A 16142-nucleotide genomic window follows, 5' to 3' on the forward strand; every position below is an offset into this window, starting at 1 on the left:
AATGTTTACAGATACAGATTCTGAGTTAAATCAATGGTTAGAGATGTTAAAGTCGCACTCGTTAAGCGATCGCCTAGTTGCGGTAAAATCTCTACAGCATCTCGGAGAAGACGCAGCAGTTGACGCTTTAATTATCGCTCTCGAAGACGAAAGCACCGCAGTCCAAAAAATTGCCGTATCCGCACTTTGGGAAATTGCTAATCCCGTTGCTGTACCCGCTTTACTCAAAACTCTCGCTTCCCCAGATATAGAAGTTCGCACGGAAGCATTATCAGCTTTAGGTGAACTTGTCACCGCAGATCATCTTTTGTTATTACTAGATGCACTGCATAAAGAAGATATTAACCTTCAGCTAAACGTACTAATTTTGTTGCGGAAAATTCATGATGCTCAATCTCTACCTGCGGTGCTATCTTTCTTTGATTCCAAATATCCAGAACTGCGAGAAGCTGCTATTACAACTTTGCGCTATTTAAACCAAGTGCAAATATGTCCACCTGCTTTATCATTAATAAACGATCCTGATGATAATGTCCGTCGTGCAGCAGCTTTAACTTTAGGACATTTAACAGATCAAGAAATTGTAGAATTATTAACTCAATCTCTCATATCTGATATTGATTGGCAAGTGCGAAGAAATGCTGCAAAATCTTTAGCAATTCACGCTAATTCAGAAGCAATTCCAGCTTTAAAAATTGCGCTAAAAGATGAGCATTGGCAAGTGAGAAAATTTGGTCTTCAGGTATTACAAAAAACGCCAGATGAAAATTTATTACCTGATTTAATTAAAGCGTTAACAGACGAATATTCTGATGTTAGAAAAGAGGCGGCAATAGCACTTGGTAATTTAGATAATGCTGATGCTTTAAATGCTCTCCAACAAGCACTAGATGATCCTGATCGAGAGGTTTCTATTTACGCAGAAAGAGCAATTAAAAAAATTCAAAATTTACCCAGTAGGGGCGAAGCATTCGGAAAATAGCCTTGGGCAAAAACCGATAATTTATATCCCGAATGCTTCGCCCTTAATATATGTACGGAAAATAGCCTTGGGCAAAAACCGATAATTTATATCCCGAATACTTCGCCCTTAATATATGTACGGAAAATAGCCTTGGGCAAAAACCGATAATTTATATCCCGAATGCTTCGCCCTTAATATATGTACGGAAAATAGCCTTGGGCAAAAACCGATAATTTATATCCCGAATGCTTCGCCCTTACAACTTCGCTAAAAATGTACAAATTTGCTGCTGCTTGGGAACAAGAAACAATAGTTTTTGGTGCTTCTCGACCTGGATATGCTGATAATCAGGTGTATGATTGGATTGAGTTTATGAAATCCCAAAACATCAAGCGAGTTTGCTGTTTGCTTAGTGAAAAACAACTAGCTAATTACGTTCATCTTTTAGGTATATACCGACAAGAATTTGGTAATCAACAAGTTTGTTGGACACCAATTGAAGATTTTCATTTATCCGATTTAGAAACACTCACACAGAAAATACTACCTTTTTTGATTACAGCAGATAAACAAAACGAAAAAGTAGTTGTACATTGTGCTGGTGGAATTGGACGGACTGGACATATATTAGCGGCTTGGTTAGTTAGTGTGCGGGGATTTTCTAACCAAGATGCAATTTCTGCTGTTAGAAGAACTGGGAGAAATCCTTATGAAGCTGTAATGTTAAGTAAAAATCCGTTTCAAGTTGCAGAAGAATTGAATGTGTTGCTGAATAATTGTCGTCTAGCAGTGTTACAAATGAGATAAAATAATTCTAGAAAAGAAGATATAGATAACTTGGAGACAGTGCAAATGCAAAATCCGTTTCCTGGTATGAATCCGTATTTAGAACAACCTGAATTGTGGCATCAAGTACATAATCGTTTGATTGTCGCTATAGCTGATGATTTAACTCCTCAAATTGCCCCTCAATACAGGGTTTCTATTGAAGAGAGAGTTTATACAAGTGTAGATGATATTTTCTTAGTGGGAATTGCCGATGTAGCTGTTGCGAAAAGAAATAATAATATAGAAACTGGGACAACTTTAACTACTACAAAACTGGCAGAACCTAGTAAAGTTAAAGTTCCCATGTATGAAGAGGTAATTGAGCGATTTTTGGAAGTGAAAGCCACACAAAGTCGGGAAGTAGTGACTGTAATTGAAATACTTTCTCCCAAAAATAAACGCTCTAAGGAAGGTAGAACTGTTTACGAAAACAAACGACAGAAAATTTTGGCATCTGCAACTAATTTAGTGGAAATTGATTTATTGAGATTAGGTGAATCTTTACCAATTTTAGGAGCAACTAAAAGCGATTATCACATTTTAGTAAGTCGTAGTCATCAACGACCAGATGCAGACCTTTACGGTTTTAATTTACAAGACCCTATTCCTAGTTTTCCTGTTCCTTTGCGTTCAGGAGAAGTTGAACCTGTGATTGATTTGCAGAGGTTAATTAATGAAATCTATGAACGGGCTAGATTTGACTTAGCAATTGATTATTCACAAGTTTTAAAACCTACTTTATCTTCTGAACAAGAAGCTTGGATAAGGGAGATTTTGGAGAGTAGTTAAGAAATAAAAGTTAACTGGCATATTTATTAAACATCAACTTTATAATTTAATTCATGTTCATCTCCTGGTAGTCCTCGAAAACCCCAATTATGTTTAGGTGTCTCAAAAATCGTAATCTCTAAATCTTGCGAAGAAATACCCAGTGGTTGTAACCGTTCAAATAGCAAACGGATTAACTGTTTTTTTGCTTCCATACTCCGCCCTTCAAACATAGTAAACTCAATAATAGTATACTTATCACTACGTCCTGATGGATAATAAAAGTCAGATTTATCTAAGGGAAAAAAGCGATGAAATCGCTTATCTGCTGGATATTGTAATGCCTCCATAACACAGCCATGAATAGCATCTGAAAGTTGCTGTTTAATAGGGTTTAGATAATCCCTGATTCCATAAACCTTGACCTGGGTCATACATCTTCCTTTTTCCAATATCCCTACAAAACTATCCTTCGTAATTCTGGGAAAACCTTAAACACCTTACTCAGCACATAATGACCATAAGTACCACGAAAATCATGAACATTAGCTTTATCCCAGCGTTCTTCTTTATCCATATTTAACACTTCACCCAATTTAATTGGTTTCACCTCAATATCAAAATTAGGATCAAAAAAGAACGGAAAAGAAAGGCGATTCTTGGCAGAAATATTTTTGACTCTGTGGGGTGTAGACTTATATAAACCTCCCGTCATGAGTTCTAGCATATCGCCAATATTGCAAACAAACGAACCAGGAATAGGTGGCGCATCAATCCAACCTGAGCTAGATTTTACTTGTAACCCACCTGAGTTATCCTGCTTGAGAATTGTCAAAATTCCATAATCTGTATGTTCACCCACACCCCATCTTGGTTCATTATCTGATGCTGCCAAATCAGGGGGATAATTGAAAATCCGAAATAATGTCAAAGGATTTGCGGTGTAACGGTCAGCAAAGTATGATGCTTCTAGTCCCAAACTGAGGGAAATTCCCGCCATGAGATGATGTCCAAGTTGCGTCATAGCGTCCATATACTCCAAAACCGTCTCACGGAATAGGGGAATATTAGATGGAAATAAATTAGCACCGTGCATTGGTGTACTAGCTTTAACTAAAGGGTGATTTTCTGCCAATTCAGTACCAAAATAAATACCTTCTTTTAAATCAGGTTTACCTGATGTCAGTTCACCCCCAACTGGAAAATATCCCCGCCATGCTTTACCAGCTAAAGCCATCTGAATTTCCATTTTCGTGGCTAAATTTTGAGTAAAAAACTCTCGGCTAAGTTGTTCTAAGCGTAGTTGCAAATCTTCGTCTACACCATGTCCAGTGATATAGAAAAATCCATATTCTTGGCAAGCTTGATTAATTTGAAATGCAACTATTTGCTGCTGTTCATTTCCAGAGACTAAAGCACTAATATCTATTAGGGGAACTTGTAATTTTTTCATACAGAATTGAACACCTTACCATTGATAAAATAGGTGATCATCAAAATTATTGTAAAATTGCAACCGAGCAGTTCCCACAACTAAATTATTTGGGTTTTCACTAGAGGAAATAACACGAACTCGAAATAGATAAATACCTTCGCTGGTGGGATTATAAAAAGGTTTTAAAGCAATAGTAATTGTTTGATTTGCAGAAACTGGTTGATCAAAAGTAGCAATCACAGTTTGTGGTTGAGTTGAATTCTTGGTTAGGGTAATACCTAGCTTTTCTTTTTGTCCATTTGCTTCTATGAAAGCAAAACTGTTTTTCTGATTGAATTCAATATTTTCTACACCTTCTATTTGTGTTAAAACAACCTGTTGCAGTTGCCAATTAGCCAGAGATGTTGGTAATTTGATTGTAAAATAGTAATTTGCGTCCCACGAACCTGTTTGATTGTAAGTTGTTTTGGCAGTTAACAACGGTTTTGGTGTTATCCCGTAGGTAGTAGGCACAGATAACAAAAAAATTCCTGTACTAATAGCTAGAGTTTTACATAAAGTTTTAAAGCTGTTCATGTTTTTAGGATTTGATATTTTCAATTGGTTTTTCTATTGCATTACACTCTTCCAGTTTAGCAATTGGAAGTCACTAATAATTAACAGCCCTATGGCTAACGCCACGCTGCGCTATCGGGCGAGGCAGAAGGCAGGAGGCAGAAGGAAAAAATTTGAATTAAAGTAACCTAATTCTTGGCTTAAAACCCTGTCTCTTTACTGGCTAATACTGGTAAAAATCCACCAGCTTGCATTTGCCATAATCTGTAATAAGCACCACCCTTAGCCAATAATTGAGAGTGAGTACCATCTTCAATAATGCGACCATGATCAAACACCAAAATGCGGTCTAAATGAGCGATAGTAGATAAACGATGAGCTACCACAATGACAGTTTTTCCGTTCATTGCTGCATCTAGGGTATCTTGAATTGCTTTTTCGGTAATGGAATCAAGGCTAGAAGTGGCTTCATCTAAGATTAGGATAGGTGCATTTTTGAGGATAACTCGTGCGATCGCAATCCTTTGTCTTTGTCCCCCAGAAAGTTTAACACCACGTTCACCCACCAAAGAATCATAACCCTCCGTCATTTGGGCAATAAAATCGTCAGCATAGGCTTTCCGTGATGCTTCTATCAATTCCGCCTGTGATGCTTCTAAACGTCCATAGAGAATATTTTCCAACAAAGTGCGGTGGAACAAAGAGGGATCTTGAGGAATCAAACTAATTTGCGAATGTAGGGCTTCCTGAGTCATATCTTTGATATCCACCCCATCAATTAATATTTGTCCTGATTGGGGGTCAAATAAACGCAAAATTAGATTAACAAAAGTAGATTTCCCAGAACCAGAAAAACCCACCAATCCGACGCGCTCTCCTGGTTGAATAGTGACAGAGAGATTAGTAAATACAGTCTTCTCTAATGAGTAACTGAAATGCACCTGGCGAAACTCAATGCTACCTTTAGTGATGGCGTGATTTATGGCATTGTCCCGATCAATAATTTCATGGGGTTGAACAATAGTCTGAACACCATTAGCTACATTACCGATATGTTCAAAAAATTCTAGAAACCGTTTACTTAAATTGCGGGCTTCACTAATGATTAAAAGTGACAAACTAGTGGCAACAACGAAATCAGCCGCAGCAATCTTTCCCTGACTCCACAGAGAAAGCGAGTAATATAGAGTACCGATTTTCAAAATTGCTGCTGAGATAAACTGAAACCAGCGAATTCGTTCAGAATACCAATTAGACTTTCTCACCTCTTTGAGTTCACGCTTTAATTGGTCATTCAAATAGCGTCGTTCAAAACCCAAACGGGCAAATAATCGGCTACTGGTGAGATTTGTCACCGAATCTACAATAATGCCAGTGGTTTCACTTCTAGCGGCTGCGGCTTTCCGGGCATAAATTCGGCAACGAGTCGCCAACCAGAAGGAAATACTGAGGAATAAAACTGCCCAAATTCCCACAAATGCAGCTAAGGGAGGATAGGCACGATATAGTAACACCGTAGAGACGATATAGACGATAATTACTGGCATAAATTCAGTAATCATCATTTGCATTGTTTGGGTGACACCCAGGGAAGTTTCCGCAATGCGATGGGCTAATGCTCCAGCAAAACTACTGCTCAGATAGCGATGGGAATGTTGCTGTAAGTAAGCATATAAAGACCGAACAATATGCTGTCTATGAACGGGATGGAGAATAGTTTGCAACAGTCCAGCCGATCGCCCAAATACCACTTCACCTATACTCAAAGATGTGAACAGGATTAGAGGTTGTCTCAAGCTATCAAAAATGAGTTTGCTGTCTCCTGTGGAGCGTGTCACGCTGCGGATCATCTCACCAATCGCATAGGGCAACATAATCCCACAGGTGGCGTGTATGATTTCTAGAGATACCATTAACACATACCACCAGCGGAACTGATTAACGAAATAACAAATAAATTGGAAAGGAGTATCTGGCAAATTTGGCGCATTAGGAGCGCGTTGAAAAGATTTGGAAAGTCTGACCTTTTTCATCATTTTAGCTGCTGTAAAAAATAAAAATAGACATTTCTAGAAATTAAATAATGCGTTTTCCACAAACCATAGTAGAGACGTTCCATGGAACGTCTCTACATTCTTTTTCACTTCTATGTCTATCATCCAAAATTCTTTTAACGCAGAGAATCTCCCCGGCGATATTCGGCGGTGATATCGTCTAGTTTTTGTTTCAAATTGTCGTCAAGTTTGACTTCTACAGCCTTGAGACTGTCTAGAAGTTGTTCTGGACGACTAGCACCAATGATGGGGGCTGTAATAATCGGATTAGCCAGAACCCAAGCCAATGATAGGGTTGTGAGAGATAATCCCGCCAAATCTGCCACTGTGCGTAATTCTTCCACAGTATTGAACTCGCGATCGCGCCAATATCTTTCTTGATACCGTTCTGCGGCAGTCCCCAAGGTAAAACGAGTCCCTGATGTTGGACCTTCAGCAAATTTATGTTTACCTGTCAGCAGTCCCCCCGCTAAAGGATTGTAGGGAATTACAGCCAGTCCTTCTTCTTGTGCTAAGGGTAATAATTCCCGTTCAATTTCCCGGAATAAGAGATTATAACGGGGTTGAATGGAGACGAAACGAGTCAGATGACGCACATCCGCACGACCTAAAGCGCGGGCAAGTCTGTAAGCTAAGAAATTGGAAACCCCGATATAGCGGACTTTACCAGCCCGAACTATTGTATCGAGTGCTTCTAGGGTTTCATCAAGAGGAGTTGAAGCATCATCAGAATGCAATTGATACAGGTCAACATAATCAGTTCCCAGTCGTCTGAGGGAAGCATCAATGGCATCTAAGATATGTTTGCGTGAAGATCCCTGATCCCAAGGTGCAGCACCAACTTTACCGACGGCTTTAGTAGCAACAATAAAATGTTCTCGTTTACCTTTTAACCAACGACCAATAATTTCCTCTGTTCGTCCAGCAGTAGGTAAACCACCACCAAGAGGATAAACATCGGCTGTATCCAGAAAGTTGATTCCAGCGTCGGCTGCGGTATCGAGGATTTTTATAGAAGTTTCTTCATCGGTTTGTAGTCCAAAGGTCATTGTACCGAGAACGAGTCGGGAAACAGTTAGTCCGGTTTGACCAAGTTTAGTTGTTGGTAATGTCATAAAATCTTTCGTATGTTTTCGTAGATGTGGAGAATTTAATGCGAAATATTTGGGCGTTTATTTGGGGTGCTTTGGTTGGAATTCTTGGTGGATTAATCGGTTTGGGTGGTGCAGAATTTCGTTTACCAGTTTTAGTTAGCATTTTTAACTATCGAACCCTACAGGCAATCATTATTAATCTGATTGTGAGCCTTGTCACTGTATCTTTTTCATTCATTTTCAGAAGTGGCGTTGTTGGTCTTGAGAATATTTTTGCGAACCTGACAGTAATCATTAATATTCTGGCAGGATCTCTGATTGGTTCTTATATTGGGGTTAACTATGCCACCAAAATCAACGAAAAAACTTTAAATCGAGTTGTTGTATCTTTTCTATTTTTTCTCGGTTTTATATTAATTGGACATAATTTTATTTTCAGTATTCCAAGTTGGCAAATTCCCAATTTACTCAGAATTGTTATCGGTTTTGTAGCAGGAATTGTGATTGGGATATTCAGCAGTATGCTTGGTGTCGCAGGTGGTGAATTGATTATCCCAACAATTATTATGGTGTTTGCAATTGACATTAAATTAGCAGGAAGTTTGAGTCTGGCGATCAGCATTCCCACAATCATCATGGGTCTATATAAATATAGAAGTCAGCAAAAATTGAAAGAAGTGAAGTCAGAGCAAAGATTCATTATTTTTATGGCTTTTGGTTCAATATTGGGAGCATTTATTGGTAGTAATCTTTTGAGCTATATAGCAAGTTCTTCCCTATATGTAATTTTGGGGATCATCCTCTTGTTGTCGGCGTTGAAGTTAGCAAAACATAAGCATTAGGAAATGAATGTAGAGACGTTATATATAACGTCTCTATAGCTACTCACAAAGTCATTTACACAGCTACCAAGGTTTTGTTCTCTACTTGAGATTCGGTTTTAGGTAGTTTGGATTCTACTGCTGTACCTTTGAAGAAATCGGGGTTGGCTTCGGTGTAGAATTTATGGGGATTGCCGAATACATAGGCTTTAAAGTCAGCTTCGGAAATTACGCCTTCTCTGACCAAATCCCAGCTTTCAGCTAAAGGTGCGGTGAGATCGGGTACATCCCAGTGACCAACATCGGAGGAGTAAATGGCGTTAAGCTTGACTCCCAAGGGGTTGGCTTTGTCGTTAAATGCCGCAGCTATAGTACGATCATCAGATTCAGAACCAAAGAAGAAACTGTTCACCCAGCGATCGCGTATATCTTCAATTGATTGAATTCCGGCTGCACCAAAATCTTCTAGTTCGCTACCCACTGGTGAACGGCTATGACGGTTGAAGGAAGCTCCCAATACACTCTTAGTTAACTCTTCTTTGCTGAGAGAATGTCCTTGAGTAATGTCACCACCATACTGTTCAAACAACTCAAACAACTCATCGGGGTTAGCTAAATCTGGGTTGTAATTTTGCAGTCCTTCTAAACTCCGCTTGGAGAAACGGTCTACTAAATGAATGTAGACATGAGCGCCCCAATCTGCACCACCTTCCAGCATCCCAACACGCAATTGTGGGAAGCGTCTGGTGACACCACCAAAGAACAAGGCTTTGGCAAAGGCTTGAGAACCATCAGCAAAGTGACCGATGTGGTTGTTCATGTAGTTACTAATGGAGGAACGTCCAGTCCATCCTTGACTACCGTAATGGGTGGTGAGAGGTACGCCTAATTCAACGGCTTTAGCCCAGAAAGGATCATAGTCGTATTCACTATCTAGTCCGAAAAAGTCAATGTAAGAGGCATATTTGCCGATTTCAGGGAATTGATCGGCTGGGTATTTATCAGCGATCGCTTTAATTGGACGTTTCACACCACCAGGAATATTTGCTACCTTCAATCCCAAGGTTTTGACTGCAAACTCTAACTCCTCAATTGCTTCTTGGGGAGTAGTCATGGGGATACCAGCTACCACAGTCAAGCGATCGCTATATTGACGGTAAATATCAGCATGATAGTGATTAATCGCCCGTTGCAATAATTGCCGATTCTCCTTACTTGCACCAGCCGCAGCTAAGGCATTATTGGGAAATAATACCGAATAATCTGAGCCTTGCTCCGCTTGACGTTCATAGAGGAGTGCCGGAAGGGTGTAAGTAGCCAAATCTAAGGTATTACGGGTAACTCTAGCCCACCAAGGCGATCGCAATGTGCGGTTATATTGGCGTTCTTCTGGAGTTTGTTGATACCAGTCTTTACCTTCTGTTTTAGGATTTAGACGGGAAGATTCGGCTTTTCGTAATTCGTCCACCAGTTTCACACCGCCGTAGTGAGCAATATAATCCTCAAGGGCAGGAGTAAAATCATTAGTGTGAACATCAGTATCAATGACAGGATAATCGAGATTGGCTCTGACTGCGGCGGAGGGAGAGCTTTTCAACTTGCTATATTTACTCATATTTTCCTTAGAAAAGTTACAAGACAATTTAGATCCCTGACTTCTCAAACAATTGCAGAATCTAAAAGTTATGAATTTTCAAAAAATCAGGGATCTGTGGGAGAACGTGCTGTTGATTTTGACTTGAGTTTTGAAAGTGAGAGTGAAGATTCTTGTCTTTTGGACAAGCCTAACTTTCCGATAGTCTGCATGGACTCCGGTAGGCTTTTAACGTCTGTGCTGACGGGATGGTTTAGACCCCAATACGGTTCAGTTAAACCGCAAAATCTTTTTTTAACCGTTCGCGGAGCGTGGCGTTAGCCATACATACCACAGAGGCACCGAGTTCACAGAGAAATGAGGTTTTGAGAGATATTTTGCGTAAGTCATCGCTTTTTGTGTAATGGCAATGATTAAACTGCTGCTAATACCTTTTGATATTGATTAACTGGGCGAGATAAACCCAGATTTTCCCGCAGAGTTGTACCTTCATACTCAGTGCGGAATAAGCCCCGACGTTGTAATTCAGGAATTACTAAATCAACAAAATCATCTAATCCACCAGGAAGATAAGGAGGCATAATATTGAAGCCATCAGCAGCGTCATTGAGAAACCAGCTTTCCAGTTGATCTGCAATCTGCACTGGTGTACCGATAATTGTCCAATGTCCACGCGCTCCCGCAATCCATTGATAAAGTTCCCGAATGGTAAAATTATGTTTGCGAGCAATATCTATTAATAATGCTTGGCGGCTTTTGTTGTCATTGGTTTCTGGTAAATCTGGTAGTGATCCATCCAGAGGATAGGCGGAAAGATCCGTACCTATGAGTCCTTGTAATAAAGCCAAACCAACTTGGGGATGAATTAAATCTTGTAATTCCTGATACTTGGCTTTTGCTTCTGCTTCTGTGATGCCAACTACGGGAAAGACACCGGGCATAACCTTGAGTTGGTCTGGTGTGCGTCCATATTTTGCTAATCTACCTTTAACATCTGCATAGAAGGCTTGAGCATCTTCTAGGGTTTGTTGAGCAGTAAATATAACTTCGGCAGTTTTACCAGCAAGTTCTTTACCATCTTCAGAAGAACCTGCTTGCACTATTACAGGATAACCTTGGGGCGGACGGGCGATGTTCAATGGTCCGCGCACGGAAAAGAATCTGCCTTTATGGTTAAGTTCGTGTATTTTATTGGGGTCGTAGTAAAAAGCTGTTTCCTTATCACGGACAAAAGCATCGTCTTCCCAGCTATCCCAAAGACCTTTCACCACATCAATAAATTCGTGGGCGCGGATATAGCGTTCTGCATGAATAGGATGGTTTTCCAACCCGAAGTTTCCAGCAGCTTCACTACTACCAGTTGTGACTACATTCCAGCCTGCTCTTCCCCCAGAAATATGATCTAAGGAAGCAAATTTCCGTGCGAGAATATACGGATCTTCATAAGTAGTAGAAGCAGTGGCGATAAAACCAATCTTTTCTGTCACCGCAGACAAGGCTGAAAATAGGGTAAGAGGTTCAAAGTCTCCACCAAAGGCAGTCCGTCCTTCTGCACCACGCCGTTGTTGTAAGGCTAAACCATCAGCTAGAAAAAATGCGTCGAATTTACCGCGCTCGGCTGTCTGGGCTATTTGTTTATAATGCTCAAAGTTGAGAGCGCCATTACTCCGTGCTTGGGGATGTCGCCAAGCTGCAACGTGCTGACCTGCACCGGGTAAAAATGCACCTAGTCTTAGTTGTTTTTGTTGTTTGCCCATACTAGACTCCAAGTAATATTTTTTACAAATCAATATAGGATAATAATGATTTTTTGGTATAGCAGTTGTCAGCTATGCCGCTGTAACCGCTGCATATTTAGTTGTTAGCAAAACTTTTTCAACTCCTTAGCCACTGTAGGCATTAGCGTTAGTTGTGGGTTGCTGATAAAACTACTGTATCTCGACTGATTTATCGTAGATTAATAGTAGAATCTCATAACTCTCATGAAAAAGCAAGTACCTTTTAAGAAAAAAAATTGATTAACTAAATTTATTTGTGGCTAATTGTTAGGTGTTCTAAGCATTTGATGATTCTAGGGTGTGTGATGCTCAATTTGAACAGATATACAGAACCAATGTACTATTTTGCTGAGTGGTATGCCAGTTAAAATAATCACTCAATATAGGGAAAAATTTTTATTTTTATTCGTTGTGAAAATTGATAAATTAGAGTTATGATTTATTACATCAACGTAATATAATAGAAAGTGAGTTGGGAAATAGAATATACAAATGAGTTTGAACTTTGGTGGCAAACTCTTAGAGAGGAACAACAAGATGATATTGTCAGTGTTGTTCAACTACTGGAAGAAAAAGGAACTCAATTACCCTTTCCTTATTCATCCGATGTTAAAGGTGCAAAAAATTCCCACCTAAGAGAGTTACGTATTCAAAGCGGTGGTAAACCAATCAGAATATTTTATGCTTTTGACCCGCGACGAGTAGCAATCTTACTTATTGGTGGAGATAAAACAGGAGATAAACGATTTTATGAAAAATATATCCCTATAGCAGATCGTCTTTATGAAGAATATCTTCAAGAAATTATTCGGGAGGGTTTAATATGACAGGACATAAAAAGTTTAGCAATCTTACTAAAGATTTCTCGGCAGACAGAAAAGCCAAAATTGCTACTCAAACAGCTAAATTAAAAGAAGAAATGGCATTGGCTGAATTACGCCAAGCTTTAAAAATATCTCAAGCTCAATTAGCTGAAAAATTACAGGTTAAACAACCCGCTATTTCTAGATTAGAGAATCGTACTGATATGTATGTTAGTCATCTGCGACAAGTTATTGAAGCAATGGGAGGAGAATTAAAAATAACGGCAATATTTCCTGATGTGGAAGTAACAATTACTAATTTTGAAGATTTGGCGATGGAGATTGATGATTAGGGGTTGAAGATAGAGCAAAAGCTGAGATTTATTTTTTAACTTTTAGAGTTTTGCTAAACTAGAAATAGGTAGAAAACAAGGAAATATCAAACTATGACACTTCCTAATTTATCAATTCCTCAACACTATACACTTGATATTGAACCGGAAGGACGTTTAACTTTACCCCAAGAAATCCAACAAATACTTAATTTAGAATCTGGAGATAGATTAATTTTAACTCTGGAAGATAACGGAAAACTTCAATTAGTAAGTCTCAAACAACAAGTTAAAAAATTAAGAGGTTTATTAAAAGATAAATCACCTGATAAAAACTTGGTAGATGAACTCATCCAGGAACGCAGACAGGAGTATTTAAGTGAATAAATCTGTGTTAGATGCTTCTGCCTTTTTAGCTTATCTTAGAGATGAACCAGGAGCAGAAATTGTAGAAAATGTGTTGATTGATGGATGCTATATCAGTATTATTAATTGGGTAGAAGTATTGTCGAAAGTTTTATTTTTCGATCTTAAATATCTTAAATATTTTTTGAGATTTTTTTTACTAAATCTATTGCATCTAAAGCCCGACATATCAAATATATATACCATTTGCTAACTCTAATAATAAGTTGAATATTATCATCTGTAATTACAAATTCCTCCTTTCTTTTTGGATGAGTTACGGTATTCCTAATATTAATGGCAGTAAGAAAATCTCTCCATTCTTCATTATGTTTATGAGTTTCAATATCTAATTGAATATCAAAAGTTTTTTCAACTATTCCTATAGTAGATTTAAAATTTTCTTTTTGGCCTATATTAGTCTTTTTTAGAAAATGATTATCTGATTCTTGTAAAACATTTGGTTTATCTAAAGTTTCTATTAAAACTATTTGCTTAAGTAAATATAAAGTACCATCAATAGTAGCAAATAGAGTTCTTATATAAGTTCTCCGAGAAAAATTATCATCCTTATTATTAAATAAATTTTCAGCATTTTTTAAATCAAGCATTAAATCAAGTAAATACGCAACCCAATATTGAAATTCTTTACTATTCATACATAAAGTAATCCGTAATTTTTATAAATAATTTGATAGATTAGATTTGGTTTATAAATTTGGCTCTCCTAGACTAGCTATGTAAACTTAATATTTAATATCAACACTCGTTCTATTTTAATAACTAATTAAAAAAGCAGAAATTATGATATCAAAATGCAGCCTAACCAAATCAGTTAATTAATACTTTGGTAAGTATATTTTATATGTTTTAAGTTATTTTTACATAGCCTTTAACTATACAATCTGTAGCTATATCGTAAGCAACAGTTATTACAAACTCACCGGTTTCTTTATTTACTAATGCCCAATCATATATGAATCCACTGCTACTGACTTCTTTTTCAAGTTTAAGATTATTATTTACTTTGAGAGCAATCAACAATGCGTGAGTAGTGACAATCATTTGTGTTCGATATTCTGGAGGTGGTTCATCAACTTCTTTTGTCATGAAAGTTTCACCACAATAATCACATACATACTCACCAGTCAATTGTCCATAATTCTTTCCTTAGACAGATGAGAGTGTGGACATCTTGCTTGTTCTTCTAAAGACCCGCGTACAAATCTCACCATTTTTTTGTAACTCCAGTATTAATACTTGCTATTGTAAAATTTAACACATAATTGTTAAATTTATTACTACATTTGTAATAAATAACAGAGCAAATGCTACGCTCTTAGAACTATAGCGAATATACCACAGAACAGGCAACTTAATGGAATCGCCTTTTTAATTATACAAGAACTTACGGATTATACAGTTATCGAACGCTTACCATATTCCTTACACGATCACAGCAAAGATATCACTATAATAGAAACATCAATCTTCACAGTTAACTGTAATGACTGTCAAAGAATTACTCTTACAAGAAATTGACAACACCCCCAACGAACTTCTAGAGGATCTGCTGAGTTTTTTACAATCACTGAAAACAACTCCACAACAGCCACTAAGCACATATCAAGAACTCTTAGAACGAATTGATTACTTAGAAACAATAGTAGGTATTCGTAAAGGACTAGATGAATTTAAGCAAGGTGAAGGAATACCAGCAGATCAAGCATTAGCAACCCTAAAAAACAAATTTAATATTCCTCCTCGCTCATGAATTACCAGGTTATTATTCAACCTACTGCTTTTTTAGAATAGGCATCGCACTTTAGTTTAGGATATTACAATTCAAACGCTGATAAACTTATCAATTCGCTTTTTTGTATTTATGATATCTAGGGTAAATTTACCACAATTCAAAATATAGGCATTGATGATGGCATAATATAAATTTATTGTATAATTAAAATAAGCAAAAAAAATCAAACAAAACAATGGAAGTTATAACAGTCACTAAAAATGGACAAATCACTCTTCCTGAAAATTTAAGACAACAATTAAGACTAAATGAAGAGTCTAAATTATCTTTAAAAATAGAAGCAGGAAGTCTAATTTTAACACCTCTTACGGAAGATGTCGAACTATTAGAACAAGACGGTATATTAACTTTTTCTGCTACTTTAACTACTGATGAAGATATTAATACACTGATTGAGAAATTACGATACTAAAAAATTAGATGGTAAAAGTATTATTTGACACTTCTGTGATTGTAGCAGGGTTATGGTTAGAACATCCAGAACATCAAAAATGTTTGCCTTGGCTACAACAAGTACAAACACAAGCAATTCAAGGAATAATTTGTACTAAAACATTAGCAGAACTTTATCGAGTTTTAACAAGTCTTCCTATTAAACCTCGTCTATCTCCTCGAATCACTAAACAACTGATTGATACTAACTTAAAACATTTTGCAATTATTCCTCTAACTACGGAAGATTATCAGCAAGTCGTTGAACAAATGGTGAAGTTAAATATTATGGGTGGTGTAATTTATGATGCTTTAATTGCTCAAATTGCTATTAAACATAATATTGATCAGATAGTTACTTTGAATGCTAAAGACTTTATACGATTGAGTAATCAAATTGCTGAATTAGTAATAGTTCCTTAATCATGAATTTGTTTTCATTTCTTGCTATTACTAAATAGGT

20 protein-coding genes are annotated in these 16142 nt (G+C 37.5%); 11 read left to right on the forward strand and 9 right to left on the reverse strand.

The genetic code is table 11. The features are described from left to right. Nucleotide 1: 1 nt before the first annotated feature. From ACLLO5_RS20945 to ACLLO5_RS20955, 3 genes are all read left to right on the forward strand, one after another. Nucleotides 2-982: a HEAT repeat domain-containing protein gene (locus ACLLO5_RS20945; RefSeq protein WP_413172423.1), complete on the forward strand. Its 981-nt coding sequence runs from the start codon at nt 2-4 to the stop codon at nt 980-982. Nucleotides 983-1237: 255 nt separating this feature from the next. Continuing rightward, the gene (locus ACLLO5_RS20950) at nt 1238-1771 is read left to right on the forward strand and encodes a dual specificity protein phosphatase family protein (protein ID WP_413172424.1); all 534 of its coding nucleotides are present in this window, start codon (nt 1238-1240) and stop codon (nt 1769-1771) included. Nucleotides 1772-1816: 45 nt separating this feature from the next. Next, a complete protein-coding gene (locus ACLLO5_RS20955) occupies nt 1817-2581 on the forward strand; it encodes a DUF4058 family protein (protein ID WP_413172425.1) in 765 nt (254 codons plus the stop codon). A gap of 26 nt (nt 2582-2607) precedes the next feature. On the opposite strand, the gene ACLLO5_RS20960 is transcribed toward ACLLO5_RS20955, so the two are convergent. From ACLLO5_RS20960 to ACLLO5_RS20980, 5 genes are all read right to left on the reverse strand, one after another. Then, nucleotides 2608-2994, reverse strand: coding sequence for a tautomerase family protein (locus ACLLO5_RS20960; RefSeq protein WP_413172426.1), 387 nt, complete (start codon nt 2992-2994; stop codon nt 2608-2610). Between the two features lie 23 nt (nt 2995-3017). After that, on the reverse strand, nt 3018-4013 hold the full coding sequence (locus ACLLO5_RS20965; RefSeq protein ID WP_413172427.1) for an isopenicillin N synthase family dioxygenase: 996 nt from the start codon (nt 4011-4013) through the stop codon (nt 3018-3020). A gap of 15 nt (nt 4014-4028) precedes the next feature. Continuing rightward, on the reverse strand, nt 4029-4571 hold the full coding sequence (locus ACLLO5_RS20970) for a DUF2808 domain-containing protein (RefSeq protein ID WP_413172428.1): 543 nt from the start codon (nt 4569-4571) through the stop codon (nt 4029-4031). Between the two features lie 179 nt (nt 4572-4750). Beyond that, a complete protein-coding gene (locus tag ACLLO5_RS20975; RefSeq protein WP_413172429.1) occupies nt 4751-6586 on the reverse strand; it encodes an ABC transporter ATP-binding protein in 1836 nt (611 codons plus the stop codon). Nucleotides 6587-6720: 134 nt separating this feature from the next. Beyond that, entirely contained in the window at nt 6721-7719 is a 999-nt protein-coding gene (locus ACLLO5_RS20980) for an aldo/keto reductase (RefSeq protein WP_413172430.1), read from the reverse strand. 38 nt (nt 7720-7757) lie between these two features. On the opposite strand from ACLLO5_RS20980, the gene ACLLO5_RS20985 reads away from it, so the two are divergent. After that, nucleotides 7758-8540 (forward strand): sulfite exporter TauE/SafE family protein, encoded by a 783-nt coding sequence (locus ACLLO5_RS20985; protein WP_413172431.1) that lies wholly within the window; start codon nt 7758-7760, stop codon nt 8538-8540. Nucleotides 8541-8595: 55 nt separating this feature from the next. Here the strand turns inward: ACLLO5_RS20985 and ACLLO5_RS20990 are convergent, their stop codons facing one another. Then, nucleotides 8596-10134: an amidohydrolase family protein gene (locus ACLLO5_RS20990; RefSeq protein WP_413172432.1), complete on the reverse strand. Its 1539-nt coding sequence runs from the start codon at nt 10132-10134 to the stop codon at nt 8596-8598. A 392-nt stretch (nt 10135-10526) separates the two neighbouring features. Next, complete coding sequence (locus ACLLO5_RS20995) at nt 10527-11870, reverse strand: LLM class flavin-dependent oxidoreductase (RefSeq protein ID WP_413172433.1); 1344 nt, start codon at nt 11868-11870, stop codon at nt 10527-10529. A 488-nt stretch (nt 11871-12358) separates the two neighbouring features. Here ACLLO5_RS20995 and ACLLO5_RS21000 point away from each other — a divergent pair, with 488 nt between their 5' ends. From ACLLO5_RS21000 to ACLLO5_RS21015, 4 genes are all read left to right on the forward strand, one after another. Further along, complete coding sequence (locus ACLLO5_RS21000) at nt 12359-12718, forward strand: type II toxin-antitoxin system RelE/ParE family toxin (protein WP_413172434.1); 360 nt, start codon at nt 12359-12361, stop codon at nt 12716-12718. Then, nucleotides 12715-13047, forward strand: a complete 333-nt coding sequence (locus tag ACLLO5_RS21005) for an XRE family transcriptional regulator (protein ID WP_413172435.1) — start codon at nt 12715-12717, stop codon at nt 13045-13047. The genes ACLLO5_RS21000 and ACLLO5_RS21005 overlap by 4 nt, the downstream gene beginning before the upstream one ends. A gap of 93 nt (nt 13048-13140) precedes the next feature. Beyond that, the gene (locus tag ACLLO5_RS21010) at nt 13141-13413 is read left to right on the forward strand and encodes an AbrB/MazE/SpoVT family DNA-binding domain-containing protein (RefSeq protein ID WP_413172436.1); all 273 of its coding nucleotides are present in this window, start codon (nt 13141-13143) and stop codon (nt 13411-13413) included. A gap of 4 nt (nt 13414-13417) precedes the next feature. Beyond that, nucleotides 13418-13645 carry a PIN domain-containing protein gene (locus ACLLO5_RS21015; protein WP_413176150.1) on the forward strand — a complete coding sequence of 76 codons (228 nt, stop codon included), beginning with the start codon at nt 13418-13420 and terminating at the stop codon, nt 13643-13645. Here the strand turns inward: ACLLO5_RS21015 and ACLLO5_RS21020 are convergent. Beyond that, nucleotides 13566-14090 (reverse strand): hypothetical protein, encoded by a 525-nt coding sequence (locus ACLLO5_RS21020; protein WP_413172437.1) that lies wholly within the window; start codon nt 14088-14090, stop codon nt 13566-13568. The genes ACLLO5_RS21015 and ACLLO5_RS21020 overlap by 80 nt on opposite strands. Before the next feature lie 211 nt (nt 14091-14301). Beyond that, on the reverse strand, nt 14302-14541 hold the full coding sequence (locus ACLLO5_RS21025; RefSeq protein ID WP_413172438.1) for a hypothetical protein: 240 nt from the start codon (nt 14539-14541) through the stop codon (nt 14302-14304). A 397-nt stretch (nt 14542-14938) separates the two neighbouring features. Here ACLLO5_RS21025 and ACLLO5_RS21030 point away from each other — a divergent pair, with 397 nt between their 5' ends. The 3 genes from ACLLO5_RS21030 (at nt 14939) to ACLLO5_RS21040 (ending at nt 16102) form a co-directional block, all read left to right on the forward strand. Continuing rightward, the gene (locus ACLLO5_RS21030) at nt 14939-15205 is read left to right on the forward strand and encodes a prevent-host-death family protein (protein WP_413172439.1); all 267 of its coding nucleotides are present in this window, start codon (nt 14939-14941) and stop codon (nt 15203-15205) included. Between the two features lie 217 nt (nt 15206-15422). After that, entirely contained in the window at nt 15423-15659 is a 237-nt protein-coding gene (locus ACLLO5_RS21035; protein WP_413172440.1) for an AbrB/MazE/SpoVT family DNA-binding domain-containing protein, read from the forward strand. A gap of 8 nt (nt 15660-15667) precedes the next feature. Continuing rightward, the gene (locus ACLLO5_RS21040; RefSeq protein WP_413172441.1) at nt 15668-16102 is read left to right on the forward strand and encodes a type II toxin-antitoxin system VapC family toxin; all 435 of its coding nucleotides are present in this window, start codon (nt 15668-15670) and stop codon (nt 16100-16102) included. Nucleotides 16103-16142 lie beyond the last annotated feature (40 nt).

It is taken from the genome of Anabaena azotica SJ-1, from assembly GCF_047275885.1.
Classification (GTDB): Bacteria; Cyanobacteriota; Cyanobacteriia; order Cyanobacteriales; family Nostocaceae; genus Trichormus_B; species Trichormus_B azotica_A.

What these genes read in the sequence shown, in the direction of transcription:
- ACLLO5_RS21020 (WP_413172437.1), bottom strand. Translation starts at nt 14,090, where the DNA reads ATGAATAGTAAAGAATTTCAATATTGGGTTGCGTATTTACTTGATTTA.
- ACLLO5_RS20950 (WP_413172424.1), top strand. Translation starts at nt 1,238, where the DNA reads ATGTACAAATTTGCTGCTGCTTGGGAACAAGAAACAATAGTTTTTGGT.
- ACLLO5_RS20955 (WP_413172425.1), top strand. Translation starts at nt 1,817, where the DNA reads ATGCAAAATCCGTTTCCTGGTATGAATCCGTATTTAGAACAACCTGAA.
- ACLLO5_RS20990 (WP_413172432.1), bottom strand. Translation starts at nt 10,134, where the DNA reads ATGAGTAAATATAGCAAGTTGAAAAGCTCTCCCTCCGCCGCAGTCAGA.
- ACLLO5_RS20980 (WP_413172430.1), bottom strand. Translation starts at nt 7,719, where the DNA reads ATGACATTACCAACAACTAAACTTGGTCAAACCGGACTAACTGTTTCC.
- ACLLO5_RS21030 (WP_413172439.1), top strand. Translation starts at nt 14,939, where the DNA reads ATGACTGTCAAAGAATTACTCTTACAAGAAATTGACAACACCCCCAAC.
- ACLLO5_RS20985 (WP_413172431.1), top strand. Translation starts at nt 7,758, where the DNA reads ATGCGAAATATTTGGGCGTTTATTTGGGGTGCTTTGGTTGGAATTCTT.
- ACLLO5_RS21005 (WP_413172435.1), top strand. Translation starts at nt 12,715, where the DNA reads ATGACAGGACATAAAAAGTTTAGCAATCTTACTAAAGATTTCTCGGCA.
- ACLLO5_RS20970 (WP_413172428.1), bottom strand. Translation starts at nt 4,571, where the DNA reads ATGAACAGCTTTAAAACTTTATGTAAAACTCTAGCTATTAGTACAGGA.
- ACLLO5_RS20975 (WP_413172429.1), bottom strand. Translation starts at nt 6,586, where the DNA reads ATGATGAAAAAGGTCAGACTTTCCAAATCTTTTCAACGCGCTCCTAAT.
- ACLLO5_RS20945 (WP_413172423.1), top strand. Translation starts at nt 2, where the DNA reads ATGTTTACAGATACAGATTCTGAGTTAAATCAATGGTTAGAGATGTTA.
- ACLLO5_RS20995 (WP_413172433.1), bottom strand. Translation starts at nt 11,870, where the DNA reads ATGGGCAAACAACAAAAACAACTAAGACTAGGTGCATTTTTACCCGGT.
- ACLLO5_RS20960 (WP_413172426.1), bottom strand. Translation starts at nt 2,994, where the DNA reads ATGACCCAGGTCAAGGTTTATGGAATCAGGGATTATCTAAACCCTATT.
- ACLLO5_RS21040 (WP_413172441.1), top strand. Translation starts at nt 15,668, where the DNA reads ATGGTAAAAGTATTATTTGACACTTCTGTGATTGTAGCAGGGTTATGG.
- ACLLO5_RS21010 (WP_413172436.1), top strand. Translation starts at nt 13,141, where the DNA reads ATGACACTTCCTAATTTATCAATTCCTCAACACTATACACTTGATATT.
- ACLLO5_RS20965 (WP_413172427.1), bottom strand. Translation starts at nt 4,013, where the DNA reads ATGAAAAAATTACAAGTTCCCCTAATAGATATTAGTGCTTTAGTCTCT.
- ACLLO5_RS21035 (WP_413172440.1), top strand. Translation starts at nt 15,423, where the DNA reads ATGGAAGTTATAACAGTCACTAAAAATGGACAAATCACTCTTCCTGAA.
- ACLLO5_RS21025 (WP_413172438.1), bottom strand. Translation starts at nt 14,541, where the DNA reads ATGACAAAAGAAGTTGATGAACCACCTCCAGAATATCGAACACAAATG.